Source organism: Streptomyces sp. NPDC001507 (assembly GCF_042894765.1).
Classification (GTDB): Bacteria; Actinomycetota; Actinomycetes; order Streptomycetales; family Streptomycetaceae; genus Streptomyces.
On record NZ_JBIAVV010000003.1, the window covers coordinates 265,867 to 288,579 of the forward strand.

The window sequence follows — 22,713 nt, forward strand, 5'->3', positions numbered from 1 at the left end:
AACAACAGCGGTCAGGCCACCCCCGCCGGAGGCAACGTCCCCGTGCGGGCCGCCTCCCCGTACCACCGGGCACTCGACTTCGGCGTCCGCGCGAGCGTCGCGTAGTCGACGTACACCGCGCCGAACCGCTTCTCGTACCCGTACGCCCACTCGAAGTTGTCCATCAGGGACCACAGGTAGTAGCCGCGCACGTCCGCGCCGTCGGTGATCGCGCGCCGCACCGCCGAGAGGTGGCCGTGAAGGTAGGCGATGCGCTCCGGGTCGTGGACCCGGCCGTCCGGGTCGGGCTTGTCGTCGTAGGCCGCGCCGTTCTCGGTGATGTAGAGCGGCAGGCCCGGCGCCTCGCGGGTGTAGCGCATGATCAGCTCGTGCAGGCCCGTCGGGTCGATCGTCCAGCCCATCTCGGTGCGCTCGCCCGGCGTCTGGTGGAAGGTGACGTCTTCGGCGCCTGGCCAGGGGGAGTGGGCGCCGCCGCCGTGGCCGTCCGCACGTGGGCCGTCGGCGGTGCCGGACGGGGCCGACACCAGGGTGGGCGTGTAGTAGTTCAGGCCGAGGGCGTCCAGCGGCTGGTGGACGGCGGTGAGGTCGCCGTCGCGGACGTGCGACCAGTCCGTCACCGACTCCGTCGCCGCGAACAGGGTCCGCGGGTAGGTGCCGTGCAGGATCGGGCCGTGGAAGACGCCGTTGGCCAGGTCGTCGATGGTGCGGACCGCCACCAGGTCCGCCGGGTCCTGCGAAAGCGGGCGTACCACAGAGGAGTTGAGGCTGATCGCCACCTGGTTGCGGGCCGGCATCACCGAGCGGAGCGCCGAAGTGCCCAGGCCGTGCGCGAGGTTGAGGTGGTGGGCGGCGCGCAGGGTGGCCGCCGGGTCGGTACGGCCGGGGGCGTGCACGCCGGAGCCGTAGCCCAGGAAGGCGCTGCACCAGGGCTCGTTGAGGGTGATCCACTGCTCCACCCGGTCGCCGAGCGCCTCGCCGACGATCTTCGCGTACTCGGCGAACCGGTACGCCGTGTCCCGCTCCGGCCAGCCGCCCGCGTCCTCCAGTTCCTGCGGCAGGTCCCAGTGGTAGAGGGTGATCGCGGGTTTGATGCCCTTGGCCAGCAGTTCGTCCACCAGGCGGCGGTAGAAGTCGAGGCCGACCTGGACGGCCGGGCCGCGGCCGGTCGGCTGGACCCGCGACCAGGAGACCGAGAACCGGTAGGCGTTCAGGCCGAGGTCCGCCATCAGTGCCACGTCGTCGCGGTAGCGGTGGTAGTGGTCGACAGCGATGTCACCGGTCTCGCCGCCGGCCGTCCTGCCCGGCGTGTGGCTGAAGGTGTCCCAGATCGAGGGGGTGCGGCCGTCCTCCCGCACCGCCCCCTCGATCTGGTACGCGGAGGTCGCCGCGCCCCAGAGGAAGGCGGGAGGAAATCTCTCGGTCAGCGGATCAGGCATGGAAGCGCTCCCATGGTCGGCTTGGCGCCATTATGCATGGGAGCGCTCCCATGGCAAAGAGGGGTGCCGACCTCACGGCCGGGCCGGGTATGCGGGAGGCGTGGTCCGCCGGAGTTGGCTCCGGCTCGCGCATCGTTCACCTCTCGGCGCCCGTTCCGCGGGTGGTGCGTTCTGGTCCCGGAAACCCCTTTCGCTCCGCGGTGTGCGGCGCAACTCCCGGACCGGCGACCGGCATCGCGGCTGTGACCTGCGTGATTCCTGGAAGAGGCAGGCTGATGTCCGATCGGTGAAACCCGCCGGTGCGACACGTTCCCGTGACGTGCGGAACACGCTTAGGCAACAACGCCGTCTTCAAGTCTTGACAGTCGGCCCGGCAGGAACCAGTCTTCCGGCATGCCGCGTGGGAGCGGTTCCACGGGCAGCCGGGGAGTCCCTCCCGTGTGGAGCGAACCACCCCATGGCCTTTCCCTCTGTTGTCACCGCACCTCGTTGACCAGCACCTTTTCACCGCACATCGAGTGCTGTGGGCTGGCCGCTGCTCGCACCGAGAGGGCAGGTCCGGATCGCCGGTCCCCGGCGGTCTGATTCCTGAGATCCCGTTCCCCACTGGAACAAGGAGTAGTGGAATGCGCATCACCCGTACCGGTCGCCGCGGCCGCAGAGCGGCGGCCCTGACCACAACGGTCCTGACCGCCTCGGCCCTGCTGCTGACCGGTTGCAGCAGCGACAGCGGCTCGGACGCCTCGGACTCCAACGGGAACATCACTCTCACGGTGGCGGACTTCGGGCAGTTCGGCTACAAGGAGGCCGACCTGTTCGCGAAGTACCACAAGCTGCACCCGAAGATCACGGTGAAGGAGGAGACCACCGCCAACGAGCAGGACTACTACCCCAAGCTCCTTCAGCAGCTGAACACGGGCAGTGGCCTGGCGGACGTCACCGGCATCGAAGTGGGCCGCATCAAGGAGGTCGTCGACACCCAGGCGGCCAAGTTCACCGACCTGAGCAAGACGATCAACGTGGGCGACTGGGTCTCCTGGAAGGAGAAGCAGGCCACCGCCTCGGACGGCACGGTCATCGGCGCCGGCACCGACATCGGCCCGATGTCCCTGTGCTACCGCAAGGACCTCTTCGAGAAGGCGGGTCTGCCCTCCGACCGCGACGCGGTCGCCAAGGCCGTCGCGGGCGGCTGGGAGGACTACCTCAAGCTCGGCGAGCAGTACAAGAAGAAGGCGCCGTCCGGCACTTACTTCATGGACTCCGCGAGCGCCATGTACAACGCGGTCGTCAGCTCCTCCGCGCAGCAGTACTACGACGCCTCCGGCAAGCCGATCTACAAGGACAGCCCCTCCGTGCAGCAGGGCTGGAACCTGGCCGCCGAGGCCGCGTCGAAGAAGCTGACCCAGGGTCTGGCGCAGTTCACCGACGCCTGGACGGCGGCGCTGCGCAAGGGCAGCGTGGCGACCGTGGCCTGCCCCGCCTGGATGGCCGGCCAGATCTCCACCAACTCCGGTGACGCCTTCAAGGGCAAGTGGGACATAGCCAAGGCCCCCGGCTCGACCGCGGCCAACTGGGGCGGCTCCTTCCTGGCCGTGCCCAAGAGCGGCAAGCACGCCAAGGAGGCCGCTGAACTGGTGAAGTGGCTGACCGCTCCGGAGCAGCAGGCCGAGGTGTTCAAGGCGATCGGTGTCTTCCCGTCGAACAAGGGCGCCTATGACCTGCCCGGCGTGAAGAACGCGACGCTCCCGTACTTCGACAACGCGCCGATCGGCCAGATCTACGCCGACGAGGCCAAGACCATCCCCGAGGCGGTGCTCGGCCCGAAGGACGCGACGATCAAGGACACCATCTCCACGCAGATCAACAACATGGAGCAGCGGGGCACCAAGCCCGCCGACGCGTGGAAGGCCGCGACCGACGCGATCGACAAGGTGATCGGCTGACGACCCGCGGTGCGGGCGGTCCCCTGGGCCGCCCGCACCGCGCGCCGTGCCGTACGAGGTTCCGGTGCCCGGCGCGTGGGCAGGGCGCGCCGGTCACCGGCGCGCCGCGTCCCCCGGCCGGGGGTCCGGTGCGGTGGGACCCCGACGGCGCCGTCCGGCCCCGCCCTGTCCCGCCCCTGTTCCCCGGCCGAATCCCCCAGGAAGGAAATCCCCCGTGGCAACGACGACACCCACACGGGGTGCCCCCACCCCGCCCGCCGGCGGCTCCGGTGCCGTACCGAACGGACGCGGCGCCTGGCGCAGCCGGCTGTGGCGCTTCGACGACCTCGCGTCCCCGTACGCATACATCGCCCCGTTCTTCCTCGTCTTCGGTGCCTTCGGGCTCTACCCGCTCCTCTACACGGGCTGGATCGCCCTGCACCGGGTGGAGATGACGAGCCTCAGCACCTCGGAGTGGGTCGGCTTCGACAACTTCACGAAGATCCTCCAGGACTCGGAGTTCTGGACGGCCGTCACGAACACCTTCCTGATCGGCGTCATCTCGACCGTCCCGCAGCTGCTCGTGGCCCTGGGCCTCGCCCACCTGCTCAACTACAAACTGCGCGCCAGCACGTTCTGGCGGACGGTCGTCCTCACCCCCTACGCCACCTCGGTGGCGACCGCGGCCCTGGTCTTCGCCCTGGTGTTCCGGGCCGACGGCGGCATCCTCAACTGGGTGCTGCACTTCGTGGGCATCGGCAACACCGACTGGGGCAACGGCGAATGGACCTCCAAGATCGCCATCTCGGTCATCGTGATCTGGCGCTGGACCGGCTACAACGCGCTGATCTACCTGGCGGCCATGCAGGCCGTGCCCACCGATCTGTACGAAGCCGCGTCCATCGACGGGGCGACGCGCTGGCAGCAGTTCCGCAAGGTGACCATCCCCTCGCTGCGGCCGACGATCCTGTTCACCATCGTCATCTCGACGATCGGGTCCATGCAGCTGTTCGGTGAGCCGCTGCTGCTCCAGGGCGGCACGCTCGGCTCCACCGGCGGCAACGAGCACCAGTACGAAACCCTCAGCATCTACCTCTACAACTACGGCTGGAAGCTGGGGCATCTGGGTCCGGCCGCGGCGGTGGCCTGGGCCATGCTCGCCCTGCTGCTGCTCATCGCCCTGATCAACCTGATCGTCGGCCGGTTCCTGCGCAAGAGCGCGGTCTGACGGGAGCGATATCGATGACCACGACCAGCCCCACCAACACCGCGCCGGGCCTCGACCCGGTGCCGCCGGCCGCCTCCCCGGCCAGGAACCGCGTCCGTCTGAAGCTGGGCGCCGGGCAGCAGCTCAAGGGCGGCCCCCTCACCTACCTCGCCCTGGTCGTCGTCGGCCTGGGCTCGGTCTTCCCGCTGTACTGGACGCTGGTGGCCGCCTCGCACGACCAGCAGCGCGTCCTCGACAGCCCGCCGCCGCTGCTGCCGGGCGGCAGGCTGTGGAGCAACCTCCAGGCCGCCTGGGAACAGGCCCATCTGGGCAAGGCCATCGTCAACAGCGTGATCGTGGCGGGCTGCATCACCGCGGCCACCCTGTTCTTCTGCACCCTGGCCGGCTACGCCTTCGCCAAGATGCGGTTCCGCGGCCGGGGCGCCCTGATGACCGCCGTCATCGCCACCCTCACGATCCCGCCGCAACTCAGCGTGGTCCCGCTGTTCATGATGATGGCGGACATCGGATGGGGCGGAAAACTGGAGTCGGTGATCTTCCCGACCCTGGTCGGCGCCTTCGGTGTCTTCTTCATGCGCCAGTACCTGCTGGAGGCCCTGCCCTACGAGCTCATCGAGGCCGCCAAGGTGGACGGGGCGACCAACATCCGCATCGTGTGGAACGTGGTCCTGCCCGCGGCCCGGCCCGCGATGATGGTGCTCGGCATGCTCACCTTCGTCCAGGCGTGGAACGACTTCTTCTGGCCCTTCCTCGCCCTGAACCAGGACAACCCCACCCTCCAGGTCGCGCTCGGGCAGCTCAGCGCCTCCTACACCCCCGACCAGAGCATCGTCATGGCCGGCGCGCTGATCAGCACCCTGCCGCTGCTGCTGGTCTTCGTGATCTTCGGCAAGCAGATCGTCGGAGGCATCATGGCGGGCGCCGTCAAGGGCTGACGCCTGGCAGGCCGCCCCACTCGCGGTCCGGCGCCCCGCGCGACCTCCGTCCCGTACGGGGCGGCCCGGGCGGGGCCCGTACCCGGCCCGGGCGCCCGCACGCGTCCCGGCCGCCCTCCCCGCAGCAGCACCGTGCCGGGCCCCCTTCCCTCTTCCCCCCTTCACCACGCCACTTCGGGAGCGTTCTCACCATGACCGCCGTACGAACCGAGGCCACTGCCCAGTCGGCCTCAGACACCTCCTTCCCGCCCGGCTTCGTCTGGGGGGCCGCCACCGCCGCGTACCAGGTGGAGGGCGCCGCCGCCGAGGACGGTCGGACGCCGTCCATCTGGGACACCTTCAGCCACACCCCGGGCAGGGTCCGCAACGGCGACACGGGTGACATCGCCGCCGACCACTACCACCGGTACAAGGACGACGTGGCGTTGATGAAGGACCTCGGCCTCAAGGCCTACCGGTTCTCCGTCTCCTGGTCCCGGGTGCAGCCCACCGGACGGGGGCCCGCGGTCGAGCGCGGCCTGGACTTCTACCGGCGGCTCACCGACGAACTCCTCGAAGCGGGCATCACCCCCGTCGCCACCCTCTACCACTGGGACCTGCCACAGGAACTGGAGGACGCGGGCGGCTGGCCGCAGCGGGACACCGCGCACCGCTTCGCCGACTACGCCGAGATCACGGCCCGTGCCCTGGGCGACCGGGTCGGGGTGTGGACCACCCTCAACGAGCCGTGGTGCAGCGCCTTCCTGGGCTACGGCTCCGGCGTGCACGCCCCGGGGCGCACCGATCCGGCCGCCACCCTGCGCGCGGCACACCACCTGAACCTGGCACACGGTCTGGCGATCGGGGCGCTGCGGGAGCACCTGCCGTCGACCGCGCAGACCTCCGTCACGCTCAACCTGCACCAGGTGCGCCCGCTGACCGACAGCGCCGCGGACGCCGACGCCGCCCGCCGGATCGACGCGGTCGGCAACCGGATCTTCACGGGCCCGATCCTGGACGGTGCCTACCCCGAGGACCTGCTCGCCGACACCGCGCACCTCGTGGACTGGGCGGAGCTGGTGCACGACGGCGACCTGGCCGAGATCTCCCGTCCCCTCGACCTGCTCGGCGTCAACTACTACTCCCCGACCGTGGTCTCCGCGGCCGCAGGGGACGGCGCCAGTACCCGCGACGACGGGCACGGCGCGAGTGCCCACTCGCCGTGGACGGGCGCCGACGACGTCGCCTTCCACCTGGCCAACGACCAGCTCACCGCGATGAACTGGGCCATCGACGCGAGCGGACTGCACACCCTGCTGACCGGACTGGCGGCCTCGCACCCGGGGCTGCCGCTGATGGTCACCGAGAACGGCGCCGCCTTCGACGACTACGTCTCGCCCGAGGGCCGGGTGAACGACCCGCAGCGGATCGCCTACCTCCATTCCCACCTGGAAGCCGTCCGGCAGGCGGTCGCCGACGGGGCGGACGTACGTGGTTACTTCCTGTGGTCGCTGCTGGACAACTTCGAATGGTCCTACGGCTACTCCAAGCGCTTCGGAGCCGTCTACGTCGACTACGGCACCCAGCGCCGCATCCCCAAGGCCAGCGCACACTGGTACGCGGAGGTGATCCGCCGGAACGCCCTGCCGGGCGCCGGCGAGCAGGGCTGACCCGGTACGGCCCCGCGGGGCGACGGGGCCCGGAGCTGCCGGGTCACGGCTGTTACATTTCCTGGCCTGAAGGCTGCGAACGGAAGGCGGCGACGATGACGGTCAAGGGTGAGCGGGGCCGAGGTACTCGGCGGCCGACCCTGGAGGAGGTCGCCGCCCGCGCCGGGGTGGGCCGCGGCACGGTGTCGCGCGTGATCAACGGCTCGCCCCGGGTCAGCGACGCGACCCGCGCGGCCGTGGAGGCGGCCGTCAACGAACTCGGCTACGTCCCCAACCCCGCCGCCCGCGCGCTGGCCGCCAACCGCACGGACGCGATCGCGCTGGTCGTTCCGGAGCCGGAGACCCGGTTCTTCGCGGAGCCGTACTTCTCCGACATGCTCAGCGGTGTCGGTGCCGAACTCTCCGAAACCGAGATGCAGTTGCTGCTGATCTTCGCGGGCAGCGACCGCGAGCGGCGCCGGCTCGCCCAGTACCTGGCCGCGCACCGGGTGGACGGGGTGCTGCTGGTGTCCGTGCACGCCGACGATCCGTTGCCCGACCTGCTCGCCCAGCTGGAGATCCCGGCCGTGATCAGTGGCCCGCGCTCGGCGGAAGAGACGCTGACCTCGGTGGACTCCGACAACTACGGCGGCGCCCGTTCGGCCGTGGAGCACCTGCTGGCCCGTGGCCGCCGCACGATCGCCCACATCACCGGCCGGCTCGACGTGTACGGAGCCCAGCGCCGCGTCGACGGCTACCGCGACGCCCTGCGTGACGCCGGCCGTACGGCGGACGAACTCCTCATCGAGCCGGGCGACTTCACCGAGGAGGGCGGTCGGCGGGCGATGGCCCGGCTGCTGGAGCGCGAGCCCGGCCTCGACGCCGTGTTCGCCGGCTCCGACGTGATGGCGGCGGGCGCCCGCCAGGTGCTGCGCGTGGCGGGCCGCCGTATCCCCGAGGACGTGGCGCTGGTCGGGTACGACGACTCGGCCATCGCCCGCCACATGGACCCGCCGCTCACGAGCGTTCGCCAGCCGATCGAGGGGATGGGCCGCGCGATGATCGACCTGCTGCTGGCCGAGATCGCCGACCGGCGTCCGGCCGCCGCCCGGGGGCTGGAGCGCCACCACGCGGTACTGCCGACGGCACTGGTGGCCCGGGAGTCCTCCTAGTTCCGCCGCGGGTCACGTGGTGGCGTAGGCCGCGGTGCAGCCGCCGATGAGGTGCCGGGCCTCCACCTTGGCGAAGCCGGCGGTCCGGAGCTCCACTTGGGTGGCAAGCCGAACGTGATCCTTTTGGTTCGCGTGGGCCTCAGAGCGTCTTGGTCTGGCCGCCGTCGACGAGGGTCTCCGTGCCGGTGATGTTGGCGGCCAGGGGGGAGGCGAGGAACAGGGCGAGGTCGGCGACTTCGTGCGCCTCGCTGATGCGTCCGGACGTGATGCCCATGCTCTGCGGCACGATGACGTCCAGCGCCTCCTGCGCGGTGGTCCCGGCGGCCGCGGCGGTGGCGTCGGCGAAGCGGCCCGGCGCGGTCCAGAACGGCGTGCGGACCGGGCCCGGGGCGATGGCGTTGACGCGCACGCCCTGCGGCGCGAACTCCTCGGAGAGGGACTTGTTGAGGTTGGTCAGCGCGGCCTTGGCCGCCGAGTAGTCGACCACCATGGGGAAGGGCAGCCGGGCGTTGATCGAGCTGATGTTGACGATGGCCGCGTCGCCCGCCGCGATCAGATGGGGGAGGGCGGCGCGGCTGGTGCGGACGGCGCTGAAGAAGGTCAGGTCGAAGATCCGCTGCCAGCCGGCGTCGTCGACCTTGAGGAACGACTCGCGCGGTTCGGCGGCGCCGACGTTGTTGACCAGGATGTCCAGGCGCTGGTGGCGCTCCAGCGCCCGCTGGATCAGGGACTCGGCGCCCGCCGTGGTGGACAGGTCGACCGGTACGAACGTGACGTCGTGCTCGGCCGCCAGGGCGTCCAGCTCGGGAGTGGAGGAGCGGCTGCCGGCCACGACCTTGACGCCTTCGCCGGCCAGCTTCTCGACGACGGCCAGGCCGATGCCCTTGCTGGCTCCGGTGACGACGGCGACCTTGTCCTTGAGGTGCAGTTCCATGACGATCTCTTTCTGGATTGATCAATACATAATTACGGTATGAATGGCGGTCGGGTGGGCGCCGCGAAGGCGGAGCCGGCCCCGTGGTGGTCAGTCCAGTGCGCGCATCGCGGTGTCCAGGGCGTCCTCCGTGAACTCCCTGCCCGTGCGCGCCTGGCCGACGACGCGGATCCCCTGGATGAACGTGGTGAGGAACCGGGCCAGCTTCCTCGGATCCTTGTCCGGGGTGATCTCGCCCCGCGCCTGCGCCTGCTCCAGGGCGCCGGCGAGGAGGGACTCGACCTGCCGGATGGCGGCGGTGACCCGGTCCGCCGCCGCGGGCTGCTCGGCGCAGTGCGTCGACGCGCTGACCACGAGGCAGCCGCGGGTGGGGTCGGTCAGGTCCGCCTCGATCATGGAGCTGAGCACCTTGCGGATCGCGGGCCGGATCTCGGCCGCCCCGTCGAGGGCTTGCTCCAGGTCGCCGCCCTGGAGCGAGGTGTAGCGCTCCAGGGCGCGGACGTAGAGCTGTTCCTTCGAGCCGAACGCCGCGTAGAAGCTGCCGCTGCCGATGGCCAGCTCCTGCAGCAGGTCCTGCAGGGACGTCTCGGCGTAGCCGCGGCGCCAGAACAGGTCCATGGCGCGGTCTGTCGCCTGGTCTATGTCGAACTCCCTGGTGCGAGCCATGCCCAAAGAGTAGCCCACTTTCTGGATTAGTCAATCCATAATCGGAGGCCCGGCTCGGGCTCCGGTTTCCCGTTGCGGCGCACCGGCCGGGGCGCAGTAACCTGACCTTCTGGAAGACCGAGTCCGGGGACCCGGCTGGTGGGGGGAACGTGGAGCTCATCGGCCGGGACGACCAGCTGGATCTGCTGCGCCGGCTGCTGGCCGAGCCGCGGGGCCACCGGAGTGCGGTACTGGTCCGCGGCGCCCCCGGCATCGGGAAGACGGCGCTGCTCGCCGAGGCCGCCGCCCTCGCCGAGGGCCTCGGCTACCGGGTCCTGCGCACCAGCGGTGCCGAGGCCGAGAGCGACATCCCCTATGCCGGTCTGCAGCTCGTCCTGCGCCCGCTGGCCGCGGGAGCCGCTGAGCTGGCCGCGCCGCACCGGCAGGCACTGGACACCGCTCTCGGGCACGCCGAGGCAGGTGTCGCCGACGTCTTCCTGGTCGGCCTGGCCGTCCTCAACCTCCTGGCCGACGCGGCCGCGACAGCGCCGGTGCTGGTCCTTGTCGACGACGTCCAGTGGCTCGACGACGCCACCGCCAGCGTCCTGGCCTTCGTGGCCCGCAGGGTCGGCACCGAGCCGGTGGTCGTGGTGGGAGCCGCACGCGACGGCTACCGTTCGCGTCTGGACTCCGACGAACTCACCTCCGTGACGCTGGGCCCGCTCACGGACGGCCAGGCCGCGGAACTCCTCGCGGCACGCGCCCCGGAGCTGCGGCCGACCGCACACCACCGGCTGCTGGCCGAGGCCGCAGGCAACCCCCTGGCCCTGACGGAGCTCTCCCGCACCCTCGGCGCGTCGGCCGATCCGCACCTGCCCCGGCTGCCGCTCACCGAACGGCTCCAACGGGCCTTCACCGACCGCCTGGAGACCCTGCCCGACATCACCCGCAGCATGCTGCGGGTCGCGGCTCTCGACGACAGCCCGTCGCTCACCGAGATCTGCCGGGCGGCCCGGCGGCTCACCGGCGTGACGGCAGGCCCCGCGGAACTCGAGCCGGCCGTGCGCGCCCGGCTCGTCCAGGTCGTCGGTACCGAAGTGCGGTTCGGGCATCCGCTGATGCGGTCGGCGATCCACCAGACCATGCCCGTCGGCGTCCGTCACACCGTGCACGCCGCACTCGCCGCCGTGCTCGGCGAACACCCGGACCGGCAGCTACGGCACCGGGCCGCGGCCGCCCACGCCCCTCAGGAGACGGTCGCCGCCGCGTTGGAGGACGCCGCGCACCGGGCCGCCCACCGCGGCGGCATCGCCGCGGCCGTCACGGCCCTCGAACAGGCCGCCGCGCTCAGCGAGGACGCCGACCGCCGGGCGGAACGGCTGCTCAGGGCCGCCGACTTCGCCGTCGAGCTCGGCCGGCCCGAGACCGTGACCCGGCTGCTGGACCAGGCGCTCACCGGGCCGCTGTCGCGACGGCAGCACGCCACGGTCGTCTGGCTCCGCGGCAGCTTCGACGAGGGACTGCTCAGCCACTCCTCCGGCGCCAACTCGCTGACGGCACTCGCCGCGGAGATGGCCGCGGAGGACCGTGCGCTGGCACTGCGGATCCTGTGGAGCGCCGCACAGTTGTGCTTCTGGACCGATCCTGGCCCCGCGGTCCGCCGCACGGTTCTGCAGGCCGTGGAGCGGCTGGAGCTCGACGAACTCGACCCGTGGCGCCTGGCCATCTGCGCCTACGCCGCGCCGGTCGACCGCGGCGCCTACGTCCTGGACCGTGCCCGGCGCGCCGCCCCCAAGGAGGGCGACGACGGCCGCGCCTACCGCATGCTCAGCACCGCCTCGCTTCTCGTCGGCGGCTTCCACCTGGCGCGGGCGTTCTCGGCGGCCGGCGGCGCACCGCTGCGTGCCCAGGGACGCCTGGGGCTGCTGGCCCGGACGGTCGGCGCGGACGCGTGGAGCGCTCTCGTGGTCGGCGATCTCGGCGCGGCGATCGCCGCGACCGCGGAGTCGCGAAGGCTGGCGCGCGAGACCAGCCAGACGATGATGTACGCGTTGATGACGGCCACCGCGGCCAAGCTGGCCGCGCTGCGCGGTGAGACCGACACCGCCCTGGGGCTGGCCGAGGAGGCGGAGCGGATCGGGCTGCCGGCCGGGGCCCGCCCGGTGCTGGCCACCGCGACCACGGCACGCGGGCTGGCCGCGTTGGGCGCGGGCCGGTTCGAGGAGGCCTTCGGCCATTTCCGCAGGCTGCACGATCCGGCGGACCCCGCGTTCCAGATCGCCCTGCGGCTGACGGCCGTGGGCGACCTCGTCGACGCGGCGACGCACTGCGGGCGGGCGACGGACGTAATCCCGGCCGTGACGGAGCTGGAGGAGGTCGCCAAGGTGACCCCCGCCCCGGTGCTGCACGCCGAACTCCGTCTGGTCCGGGCGCTGCTGGCCGCCGACGAGGACGCCGACCCGCTCTTCGCGGACGCGCTGGGCGCCGACCTCGGCGCGTGGCCGCTGATCAGGGCCCGTACCCACCTGGCCCACGGCGAATGGCTGCGGCGCCGGCGGCGCAGGGTCGAGTCCCGCGACCACCTCCGTGCCGCCCGCGACATGTTCGACGCGCTCGGCGCGATCCCCTGGGGCGAGCGGGCCCGCCAGGAACTGCGCGCGGCCGGCGAGACCAGCCGCCGCCGGGCCCCGGACGCCCGGGACCAGCTGACCGCCCACGAACTGCAGATCGTCCGGCTCGCCGCGGACGGGCTGACCAACCGCGAGATAGGCCAGCGGCTCTACCTCTCACACCGCACCGTCAGCTCGCACCTCCACCGGATCTTCCCCAAGCTCGGCGTGTCCTCCCGCGCCGAGCTGCGGACGGTGGTCGGCGCACTGCGCTGACCACCGTCACATGACGCTCGCTTCCGGCGGCGCGGCGTTCCTAGCGTTCCCCATGTCAGGACATCGGCAAGAGGGGAGCGGTCCCATGGGGTGGAACGGCGTCCAGCCGGCGTCCGAGCCGCCGCTGGTGGGCCGCCACCCCGAACGCGAGGCCATCGGGCGACTGCTCGACACGGTGCGCGACGGCCTCGGCGGAGCTCTGGTCCTGACCGGCGAACCTGGGATCGGCAAGACCCGGCTCCTCGGGTACGCCGCGGCCCGGGCCGCGGAACTCCGCGTGGTCCGGCTGACCGCGGTCGAGCCGGAGACCGGTCTCGGCTTCGGCGCCCTGTACCGGCTGTTGCGGCCGTTCCTGAACCGGACGGGCCTGCTGCCCGGACCCCAGCGGGCCGCGCTGGAGGCGGCGCTCGGCCTCGTCTCGGGACCGTCCGCGGACCGCTGCCTGGTCGGGCAGGCGACGCTGTCATTGCTGTCCGAGGCCGCAGCCGAGCAGCCGCTGCTGATTCTGCTCGACGACGCGCAGTGGCTGGACCGGGAGTCGGCCGACGCGCTGGCGTTCACCGCCCGCCGGCTGCACGCCGACTCCCTGGGCCTGATCATCGCCGTCCGCGACGGGCTCGATGACCACGCCCTGTTCGACGCGCTCAGCGTGCACACCGTGACCGGTCTGCCGGAGCCGGAGGCCAAGGCCCTGCTCGCCATCGGCGACCGGTGGGTGGACCCGGCGGTGGCCGAACGGATCGTCGCCGGTGCGGGCGGCAATCCGCTCGCGCTGCTGGAACTGGCCGGCACCCTCGCCGCCGAACAGCTCTCCGGCGTCGCCCCGTTGCCGGATCCGCTGCCGGTGGGCCGGCTGCTGGAGGAACACTTCCGGCGCCTGGTCCGCTCCCTGCCGCCGGCCACCGGAGCCCTGTTGCTGCTGCTCGCGGCGGCCCCCTCGGACGACACGGGAACGGTGTGGCGGGCCGCCGGGCGGCTGGGCCTCGCGGCCCGTGCCGTCGAGCCGGCGGTCGCCGCGGGAATCCTCGCCCCGGACACGCCGTCGGACTTCCGGCATCCCCTGATCCGCTCGACCGTCTACGCCGCCGCCGAACCCGGCGAGCGCCGCCGCGCACACGCCGCACTGGCCGCCGCCTGCGACCCCGTGACGGACGCCGACCGCCGCGCCTGGCACCGGGCCGAGGCCGCCGAGGGCGTGGCCGACGGCGTCGCCGACGACCTGGAGGCCGCCTCCGAGCGAGCCCGCTCCCGCGGCGGCCACTCCCAGCAGGCCCTGTTCCTGTCGCGCGCCGCCGATTTCACCGGCGACCCGGACCGACGGGCCGAGCGGCTGCTGGACGCGGCGCAGGCCCATCTGATGTCCGGCGACGCACCGGCGGCAGGGGCCGCGCTGGAACGGGCGGGCGCCGACATCCGGGACCCGGTGATGCGCACCCGCGAGCTGCGGATGCGCGCGACCACGCAGATGTTCCGGCTCGCCGTCGCCGACGTCCCGGCGATGCTGATGGACGCCGTGACGCGGCTCGGAGCGCGGGACCCGCGGCTGACCTCGGAGTTGCTCTGTGAGGCACTGCACGCCGCGCTGGTCGCCCACGACGCCGTACGGGGCACGACGCCGGCCGAGGTCGGGGCGGCCGTCGTCGCCGCGCGCCGTGAACCGGACTCCGCGGCGGGCGGCCGGGACCTGCTCATGGAGGGCCTGGCGCGGCGCGTGGCCGAGGGGTACGAGCACGGCGCGCCCGTGCTGCGTGCCGCGCTGGACGGGCTGCTGGGCGGACGTGGGATCGAGGGCGCGCACAGTCCGTTCGCGGTGATGCTGTCGATGGCCTGCGACGATCTGTGGGACGTCCGGGCCGGGCGGGAACTCGCCGGCCGGCTGGCGGCGGCGGACCGCGACGCCGGCGCGTTGTACGCACTGAGCATCACCCTGCTCGTCGAGGCGCGCTACGACCTCCTGGACGGACGGTTCACGGCGGCGGAGGCCCGCTACGCCGAGTCCGACGACATCGCGGCTGTCACCGGTTTCCCCGGCGGCGGGGACATCAACAGGCTCCACCTGCTCGCCCTGACCGGCCGGGAGGCCGAGCTGCGGGCGGCGGTGCGGCGGACCGCGGGGATGCGGAGCATGGGCCACGGTGTGCTCCAGCTGATGGCGCAGCACGCGCTGACCCTGTTCGAGCTGGGGCAGGGCCACTACCGGCAGGCGCTGCAGCACGCGTCGGCGGTCTTCGAGCAGGACCCGCCGACCTGCGGCAACCTGGTCCTGCCGCTGCTCGTCGAGGCCGGTGTCCGCACCGGTGACCGGGACGGCGTGGCGCGGGCCCTGCGCCGGCTGGAGGAACGGGCGCCGCTGGCCGGTACCCCGTGGGCCCTGGGCACCCTGGCCCTCGGCCGGGCACTGGCGGCCCGGGGCGACGACGCCGAGAAGCTCTACCAGGAGGCGGTCGAACTGCTGGGGCAGGGTCCGCTGGCCCTGGAACGGGCCCGCGCCCGGCTGCTGTTCGGCGAGTGGCTCCGCCGCCGCAAGCGGCGCTTCGATGCCCGGAGGCAGCTGCGCGCCGCGTACGAGAGCTTCGGCGCCTTCGGCGCGGCGCCCTACGCCGAGCGGGCCCGGACCGAGCTGCTGGCCACCGGCGAGACGGCCCGCAGGCGGACCGAGGAGACCAGGTTCGACCTCACCCCGCGGGAGCGGCAGGTGGCCGCCATGGCCGCCACGGGGCTGACCAACGGGGAGATCGCGACACGGTTGTTCGTCACCCCCTCGACCGTCGAGTTCCATCTGAACAAGGTGTTCCGCAAGCTCGGCATCACCTCCCGGAGGCAGATCCCCCGCCGGATCGGCGAACCGGACCCGGCGGGCGGGAGCTGAGCCGTCATGTCCGCGCGGACGCGAAGAAGTCGAGGTACCGGCGCGCGAGTTCGGCGGGTGCCTCCAACGGGATGTTGTGCCCCGCCTGCTCGATCACGACGGGTGTGACGTCCACCGCGACCTGGGCCATCTGCTCCCCGGGCTCCGCGGCGAGGTAGGCGCGGCCTCCGACGGCCAGCACCGGGCACTCCAGCGGGACCGCGAACTGCGGCCGGTTCTGGTCGGCGTCGGTCCCGGTCGCCCGGTACAGCTCGAACACCGCGTGGTTGCCGCCGGGTTCTTCGAGTCCTCGGGTGTATTCGTCCTCGTCGGCGTCCGTGTACGCGCTCGGGTCCCACATGATCCGCCGCATGAAGTACGTCCAGAAGGCACGCTCACGGCCGGCGATGAGCAGTTCGGGGTAGTGCGGGAGGCCGAACAGCGAGCGGTGCCAGCCGGTGCGGGGATCCTCGGCGGCGAGCGCCCCGAGGCGGGGAACCGGCAGGCCGGGCAGTCGGGTCTCCTGGAAGACGAGTTGGACGACCTCCGGGCGGTGGAAGGCCGCCACGGCGTAGGCGACGGCCGCACCCCAGTCCTCGCCCACCACCCGGTACCGGTCGTGTCCCAGTGCCGCCATCAGCGCGGCGACGTCGGCGGCCAGCGTCCGCGTGTCGTACCCGGACACCGGACGTCCGGAGCCGCCGAACCCCCGCAGGTCCACCGCGACGACCGTGTGGTGCGGGGTGAGCAGCGGGATGACGTGGCGCCAGAAGAACATCGTCTTCGGCACCCCGTGGATCAGGACGACCGGGTCGCCGCTGCCGCCCGTCGCACAGTGCAGATCGACCCCGTTGACCCGGGGCCCGCCGTGGACGAGCGGGACGCCGTCGTGATCCGTCATCCTCGACGCTCCGGATCCCGTCATCGCCGCCTCCTCACGTCTGCCTCCCGCCGGCGTCGACCGCGCCGGCGGGTCGAATTCCGCACCCGTCGGCTACTTGGCCAGGAAGGCCAGCAGCGCGGCGTTGACCTCGTCGGCGTGGGTCCACAGCAGGCCGTGCGGGGCCCCCTCGATCTCGACGTACTCGGCCGAGGGCAGCAGCGCGTGGAACGGCCGCCCGGTGGCGTCGACCGGCAGGATCCGGTCGGCGGTGCCGTGCAGGATCAGCGCCGGTACGTCGATCCTGGCGACGTCGGCGCGGAAGTCGGTGAGCCAGGTGGGCACGCAGGCCACCGACGCGTACGCCGAGGCGCTCGCCGCCACGTTCCAGCTCGCCCGCACCGCCTCTTCGCCGATCCGGCTGCCGAGCGTCTCGTCGAGGTTGTAGAACGCCTCGTAGAAGCTGGTGAAGTAGGCGTAGCGGTCCTTCGTGACCGCCTCCAGGATGCCGTCGAAGACGGACCGGTCGACGCCGTCCGGGTTGTCGTCGGTCTTGAGCAGGAACGGTTCGAGGGAAGCCAGGAAGGCGGCCTTGGCCACGCGCTGCGATCCGTACGTCCCCAGGTAACGGCCGACTTCCCCGGTGCCCATGGAGAAGCCGACGAGTACCGCGTCGGTGAGGTCCAGCTCGGTCAGCACCGCGTCGAGATCGGCGGCGAAGGTGTCGTAGTCGTAACCCGTCGTCGGCTGCGAGGACCGGCCGAAGCCGCGCCGGTCGTACGTGACGACCCGGTGGCCCGCGTCGAGCAGGGCCGGGAGCTGCTTCTCCCAGGAGTGGCCGTCCAGCGGATAGCCGTGGATCAGCACGACGGGCTGCCCGCTCCCGTGGTCCTCGTAGTACAGCTCGATGCCGGCGGAGTTCTCCTGGCCGACGGTGATGTACGGCATGTCGGTTTCCCTTCGTGGGTTCGGCGGAAACGGGGGCGGTGGGACGGACGTCGCGCCGTGACGGCGGGTCAGAGGGATTCGACGAGGCCGCCGTCGATGACGAAGTCGGCGCCGGTGATGTTCGCCGCGCGGGGACCGGCGAGGTAGACCACGAGGTCGGCGACCTCCGACGGCCGGGTGAAGCGGCCGGTCACCGACTGGCCGGCCGCGCCGCGGGCCACCTCCCGGGGGTCGACGCCCCGGGACCGGCCGACCGTGTCGGCGACGCCGCCGGCGCCTTGCCACAGTGCCGTCTCCACCGGTCCGGGACCGACGGTGTTCACCAGCACACCGCGGGGTCCCACCTCCTTGGACAGGGCCTTGCAGAAGTTGGTCAGCGCTGCCTTCGCCGCCCCGTAGTCGATGACCAGCGGGTCCGGCAGCCGGGCGTTGACCGAGGAGACGGTGACGATCCGCCCCGCGCCGGCGGCGAGCAGGTGCGGCAGGGCGGCCCGGGTGGCGCGGACGGCGGCCATGAAGTTGACCGTGAACGTCCACTCCCAGTCCTCGTCCGTCACGCCCAGGAAACCGTCCACCCGCGGCCGCACCGCACCGACGTTGTTCACCAGCACGTCGACACCGCCATGGACGGCCACCGCCTCGGCGACCAGTGCGGCCGGGCCGTCGGGCGTCGCGAGGTCGACCTCCACGACGGTGAGCTCGGCCCCGCGCTTCACGTGCTCCTCGAGGGCATCGGTGCGTTCCCTGGAACCCGCGACGACGCGGGAACCGGCCGCGAGGAAGGCCTCGACGACGGCCAGCCCGATGCCGCGCCCGGCGCCGGTGACCACGACGGTCCGCCCGGCCGGGCCCGCGTCGCCGCCGGACGTTCCGGGGGCCCCGGCACGGGAGTTCATCGCCCGGCCCCCAGGTTCTGCTGCCGCAGCCAGGTGAGAACGGTGTCCGCGACCTCGCGCCAGCCGCCGTCGATCGTCAGCGAGTGCCCGCGGTCGGGGAAGTTGATGATGTCGGTGACCGCCTCGGAGTGCCGGTACTGCTTGAGGGTGGCCCGGGTGACGACCTCTGGCACCGTGTGGTCCTTGCCGCCCGAGACGAGCAGCAGCGGGCCGCGCCCGCTGTTGTCCGTGTCGACCTTCGCCGGCGAATGCGGGTTGAAGTTGGCGGCGGCGGCCTCGTACAGCGGCTTGCCCGGCGCGGGGATGGTCCAGCGCTCGTACAGGGCCGCCGACTCCTCCTCCGCGACGGCGTTGCCGAAGGCGAACCGGAACTGCTCCGCGCTCAGCGAGACCGACCGGTGCCTGTTGGCCGGGTTCCTGAAGACCGGCAGCGTCGCCTTCAGCGCGGACAGCGGCAGCGGCAGTACGCCCTTGATCTGCGCGGCGTCGATCGCGACCGCCGCGGCGGCGCGGTCCTGGCCGAGCAGCTTCTGCGCGATCATCCCGCCGAACGAGTGGCCGATCAGGACGGGCCGCACGGGCAGCGTCTCGAGCAGCGCCGCGTAGTGGGCGACGACGTCGTCGATGCCGTGGTCGGCGATGCTCTCGGGGTTCTGGCGCGCCTCCGCGACGGTGTCGGGGTCGCCGGGCCACCCGGGTGCGGACGGGTCGTAGCCCTCGGCACGGAACAGGTCGATCCACGGCTGCCAGGAGGTGCTGTGCAGCCAGAGTCCGTGGATGAAGACCACGGGAAGAGGAAGGGGGACGGTCATGGCTGGGCCTCTCGTGTGTGGGTGTCCTGACCCGGCATGTGCACACGAGACCAGGAACCCCGGCGCTCTCGCACCGGGGTTCCACCCCAGTCGTTCAGGGGTGACGCCGAACGGCCGGCGGTGTCCCGCGGCCGCGCGGTCGACGCATCGACGATGTGGCGCACAGGCTTGTCCTGCCGCGGTGGCGTAAAGATCCGTTCATGGTTCACGCATGAACAGGGACAGTAACGGTCGTGATCTGATAAGAAATGCGCACACTTTGGCTAAGAGGGATAGCTCCTGCGCGCCTCGCGACGTGGATGCACTTGTCGGCCCGAGTGACGCTTCGACCACCGTCACGGTCATGGACGTGACGGTGTGTCAGTTCATAGGAGATTTCTGCATGGCCAAGAAGGCCCACGCCGCGCCGGGACGTCCCGGGCGCGCGGCCGCCAAGACAGGCAGACGGGCCAGGGCGATCGCCGCGGCCTCCACCGTCGCCGTCGCCCTCATCGCAGCCACCGGGACCGCCGTTGGAGCGGTCGGCCAGGGGGGAACGGCCGGATCGGGCGCACCCAAGCGAATAGGGGCGGCCCCGCGGGTCCCGGCCGGTGCGACGATGACCGGCGCGACCGCTTCGGGGACCAGGCTGCACCTCAGCGTAAACCTGGCTCCGCGTGACCCGCAGGCGCTGGCGGACTTCGTCACCGCGGTGTCCACACCGGGGAACGCCCAGTACCACCGTTACCTGGCCAAGGGCCAGTTCGCCGCGGTCTTCGGTCCTACGCGGGCCACCATCGCGGGAGTCTCACGGGCGTTGAAGGCAGCCGGTCTCTCTCCCGGCAAGGTCAGCCCGGACGGCCTGTCCATCCCGGTCACCGCCACCGCCGCGCAGGCCTCCCACGCCTTCGGCACCGGCTTTCGCAACGTCCGGCTCAAGGACGGCACCACCGACTACCTCAACACCTCGGCCCCCTCGCTGCCCGCGGACGTGGCGTCCGCGGTGACCGGGATCGTCGGCCTGAGCAGCATCAACACCGTCAGCAGCCACCACTCCGCGGTGCGTCGCGCGAGCAGGAACGGTTCTGCGGCCGCCGTCTCCGGACGCGGTTCGCGCACGGTGACACCGCACACGTACACCCCGGCACTCTGCGCCGACTTCACCGGGTCGGGCCTGACCGACGGCACCGACTACTACAGCCCCGGCAAGCTGGCCGGCGCCTACGGGATGACCAGCTCCGCCACCGCCGGCGCCGGGCAGACCGTGGCCGTGTTCGAGCTGGAGAACGTCGACGACGGCAGCATCGCCGCGTACCAGTCCTGCGTCGGTACCAGCACCTCGGTGTCCCACGTGTACGTCGACACGACGGCAGGGGCGGGTGCGCCGGCCACCGACGGATCGGTCGGCGTGGAGTCCGCGCTCGACATCGAGGACCTGATAGGCCTGGTGCCCGGCGCCGCCGTCATCGACTACCAGGGACCGGACGCCGCGTCCGCGACCGACCAGAACGTGCTCGACGTCTACCAGCGGATGGTCACCGACGACCAGGCGCAGGTCATCTCCACCAGCTGGGGTGAATGCGAGGCGGTCGAGAGCAGCGCGACCGCGAACGCCGAGAACACCGTCTTCGCGGAGGCCGCCGCGCAGGGCCAGAGCGTCGTCGCCGCCTCGGGCGACGACGGTTCCAGCGACTGCTACCGCGCGACCGGCTCCACGGCCAAGGCCGTCGACGACCCCGCGAGCCAGCCCTACGTCACCGGGGTCGGCGGCACCACGATGACCACCTCGGGCAGCACCACGACCCAGACGACGTGGGGCAACGCCTCCGGCGGCACCGGTGGCGGCGTCTCCTCGCGCTGGGCTCCCGTCGTCTACCAGGGCGGTGTCGCCACCACCACCAAGCGTGCCGTTCCGGACGTCTCCGCTCTGGCGGACCCGGCCGACGGGTATCCGGTCTACTACCAGGACGACAGCCAGTCCTCCAGCCCCGTCCCCGGCCTCGTCGGCGGCACCAGCGGGGCGGCCCCGACCTGGGCCGCCGCGATCGTCCAGGCCAACGCCGGCACGGCCTGCCAGACCAACGGCCCGGTCGGTTTCCTCAACAACGCCCTCTACAAGGCCGCACGGAGCAGCTACCCGACGAACTTCTGGGACGTCACCAGCGGCAACAACTCCGTATACGCCACCGGCTACACGGCGGCGGCCGGCTACGACGAGGTGACCGGCCTGGGCTCGCCCAAGGAGGCCGGCCTGACCGCCGCACTGTGCGCGGCCAAGGGTACGGCCGCCACGGGCGCCTCCACGTTCCACCCGCTCAGCAGCCCCAAGCGCCTGCTGGACACCCGCAACGGCACCGGCTGGGGCCTCAGTTCCATCCCGGCCACGAAGCCCCTGGTCGCGGGCGGCACCGCCCCGGTCAAGATCGAGGGAGCCGGCGGGATCCCCAGCAGCGGCGTGACCGCTGTCGTGCTCAACCTCACGGTCACCGGCACCACCGGCGCGGGTTCGGTGATCGCCTGGGCCGACGGCACCAGCAAGCCGTCGACCAGCAACCTCAACTGGACCGGCGCGAGCCAGACCGTCGCCGCCTCGGCGACCGTCAAGGTGGCAGGCGACGGCGTGGTGGACCTCTACACGAGCAGCACCACCCACCTGATCGCCGATGTCCAGGGCTACTACACCAGCGGCACCACCGGCTCGAAGTACACGGCGCTGGCCCCGGCCCGCCTGCTGGACACCCGCTCCAAGGTCGGCATCTCCACCACCAGCAAGATCTCCAACGCGGTGATCAGCCTCAAGGTCCGCGGCCATGGGGGCGTGCCCACCGCCGCCTCCTCCGTGGTGCTCAACCTGACGGCCACCCAGACCGTCGGCGGCGGTTACCTGGAGGCCTACCCCGAAGGCGCCACCCGCCCGACCGCGTCCAACGTCAACTGGTCGGCCACCGGGACCACCATCCCCAACCTGGTGGTCGTGCCGATCGGCAGCGACGGCAACGTCAGCATCTATGTCCACGGCACCAGCCACGTGATCGCCGACGTCTCCGGCTACTTCTCCACCAGCGGCTCGGCCTTCGACACGGTCACCCCGCTGCGCCTGCTGGACACCCGTCAGACGACGGCGCTGGGCTCCGGCAAGACGCTGGCCCTGCAGATCTCGGGGCGCGACGGCATCCCGTCCACCGGCGTCAAGGCGGTCGTGCTGACCGTCACCGTCACCGGCACCACGGGCAGTGGATACCTCAGTGCCTGGGCCGACGGCGGCAGCCGTCCGACGGCCTCCAACCTGAACTGGGCGTCCGGGAAGACGATCGCCAACCAGGTCATGGTGCCCGTCGGCTCCGACGGCAAGGTGGACTTCTACACGAGCAGCACCACCAACGTGCTCGCGGACGTGGCCGGCTACATCGGCTGACGCCCACCGACGACATGACCGCGATGCCCCGTCGACCACACCGGCCGACGGGGCATCGTTGCGTACCTCGACCTCCGGGACACCGGCGCGGGCGGGGGAGCAGGTGACAGAAAGGCCGCCGGCCCGCGTTTCCGCGGGCCGGCGGCCTTT

At 72.1% G+C, this 22,713-nt stretch carries 15 protein-coding genes; 8 read left to right on the forward strand and 7 right to left on the reverse strand.

What is annotated here, in order from left to right; translation table 11 throughout:
* Positions 1 to 11: 11 nt before the first annotated feature.
* Positions 12 to 1,436 carry a GH1 family beta-glucosidase gene (locus tag ACFY0K_RS11585; protein ID WP_390639656.1) on the reverse strand — a complete coding sequence of 475 codons (1,425 nt, stop codon included), beginning with the start codon at positions 1,434 to 1,436 and terminating at the stop codon, positions 12 to 14.
* Between the two features lie 626 nt (positions 1,437 to 2,062).
* Here ACFY0K_RS11585 and ACFY0K_RS11590 point away from each other — a divergent pair.
* From ACFY0K_RS11590 to ACFY0K_RS11610, 5 genes are all read left to right on the forward strand, one after another.
* Entirely contained in the window at positions 2,063 to 3,379 is a 1,317-nt protein-coding gene (locus ACFY0K_RS11590) for an extracellular solute-binding protein (protein ID WP_390639657.1), read from the forward strand.
* A gap of 214 nt (positions 3,380 to 3,593) precedes the next feature.
* Positions 3,594 to 4,586, forward strand: coding sequence for a carbohydrate ABC transporter permease (locus tag ACFY0K_RS11595; protein WP_093502632.1), 993 nt, complete (start codon positions 3,594 to 3,596; stop codon positions 4,584 to 4,586).
* 14 nt (positions 4,587 to 4,600) lie between these two features.
* Positions 4,601 to 5,521: a carbohydrate ABC transporter permease gene (locus ACFY0K_RS11600; protein WP_390639658.1), complete on the forward strand. Its 921-nt coding sequence runs from the start codon at positions 4,601 to 4,603 to the stop codon at positions 5,519 to 5,521.
* A 191-nt stretch (positions 5,522 to 5,712) separates the two neighbouring features.
* Entirely contained in the window at positions 5,713 to 7,170 is a 1,458-nt protein-coding gene (locus tag ACFY0K_RS11605) for a GH1 family beta-glucosidase (protein WP_390639660.1), read from the forward strand.
* A gap of 95 nt (positions 7,171 to 7,265) precedes the next feature.
* On the forward strand, positions 7,266 to 8,321 hold the full coding sequence (locus ACFY0K_RS11610) for a LacI family DNA-binding transcriptional regulator (RefSeq protein ID WP_351958091.1): 1,056 nt from the start codon (positions 7,266 to 7,268) through the stop codon (positions 8,319 to 8,321).
* 139 nt (positions 8,322 to 8,460) lie between these two features.
* Here the strand turns inward: ACFY0K_RS11610 and ACFY0K_RS11615 are convergent, their stop codons facing one another.
* Positions 8,461 to 9,255, reverse strand: a complete 795-nt coding sequence (locus ACFY0K_RS11615; protein ID WP_390639661.1) for an SDR family NAD(P)-dependent oxidoreductase — start codon at positions 9,253 to 9,255, stop codon at positions 8,461 to 8,463.
* 90 nt (positions 9,256 to 9,345) lie between these two features.
* Positions 9,346 to 9,921, reverse strand: a complete 576-nt coding sequence (locus tag ACFY0K_RS11620; RefSeq protein ID WP_351958089.1) for a TetR family transcriptional regulator — start codon at positions 9,919 to 9,921, stop codon at positions 9,346 to 9,348.
* Between the two features lie 149 nt (positions 9,922 to 10,070).
* Between ACFY0K_RS11620 and ACFY0K_RS11625 the strand changes: the two genes are divergently transcribed.
* Together ACFY0K_RS11625 and ACFY0K_RS11630 are read left to right on the forward strand one after the other, a co-directional pair.
* On the forward strand, positions 10,071 to 12,785 hold the full coding sequence (locus ACFY0K_RS11625) for an ATP-binding protein (protein ID WP_390639662.1): 2,715 nt from the start codon (positions 10,071 to 10,073) through the stop codon (positions 12,783 to 12,785).
* Between the two features lie 85 nt (positions 12,786 to 12,870).
* Positions 12,871 to 15,654 carry an AAA family ATPase gene (locus ACFY0K_RS11630; RefSeq protein ID WP_390639663.1) on the forward strand — a complete coding sequence of 928 codons (2,784 nt, stop codon included), beginning with the start codon at positions 12,871 to 12,873 and terminating at the stop codon, positions 15,652 to 15,654.
* A gap of 4 nt (positions 15,655 to 15,658) precedes the next feature.
* Here ACFY0K_RS11630 and ACFY0K_RS11635 read toward each other — a convergent pair whose 3' ends face one another.
* From ACFY0K_RS11635 to ACFY0K_RS11650, 4 genes are all read right to left on the reverse strand, one after another.
* A complete protein-coding gene (locus ACFY0K_RS11635; RefSeq protein WP_390639664.1) occupies positions 15,659 to 16,534 on the reverse strand; it encodes an alpha/beta fold hydrolase in 876 nt (291 codons plus the stop codon).
* Positions 16,535 to 16,627: 93 nt separating this feature from the next.
* The gene (locus ACFY0K_RS11640) at positions 16,628 to 17,461 is read right to left on the reverse strand and encodes an alpha/beta fold hydrolase (RefSeq protein WP_390639665.1); all 834 of its coding nucleotides are present in this window, start codon (positions 17,459 to 17,461) and stop codon (positions 16,628 to 16,630) included.
* A 68-nt stretch (positions 17,462 to 17,529) separates the two neighbouring features.
* The gene (locus ACFY0K_RS11645; protein ID WP_390639666.1) at positions 17,530 to 18,357 is read right to left on the reverse strand and encodes an SDR family NAD(P)-dependent oxidoreductase; all 828 of its coding nucleotides are present in this window, start codon (positions 18,355 to 18,357) and stop codon (positions 17,530 to 17,532) included.
* Positions 18,354 to 19,169, reverse strand: coding sequence for an alpha/beta hydrolase (locus tag ACFY0K_RS11650; RefSeq protein ID WP_390639667.1), 816 nt, complete (start codon positions 19,167 to 19,169; stop codon positions 18,354 to 18,356). Before ACFY0K_RS11650 ends, ACFY0K_RS11645 begins: the two co-directional genes overlap by 4 nt.
* 382 nt (positions 19,170 to 19,551) lie before the next feature.
* Here ACFY0K_RS11650 and ACFY0K_RS11655 point away from each other — a divergent pair, with 382 nt between their 5' ends.
* The gene (locus ACFY0K_RS11655; protein ID WP_390639668.1) at positions 19,552 to 22,563 is read left to right on the forward strand and encodes a protease pro-enzyme activation domain-containing protein; all 3,012 of its coding nucleotides are present in this window, start codon (positions 19,552 to 19,554) and stop codon (positions 22,561 to 22,563) included.
* The last annotated feature ends 150 nt before the right edge of the window (positions 22,564 to 22,713 follow it).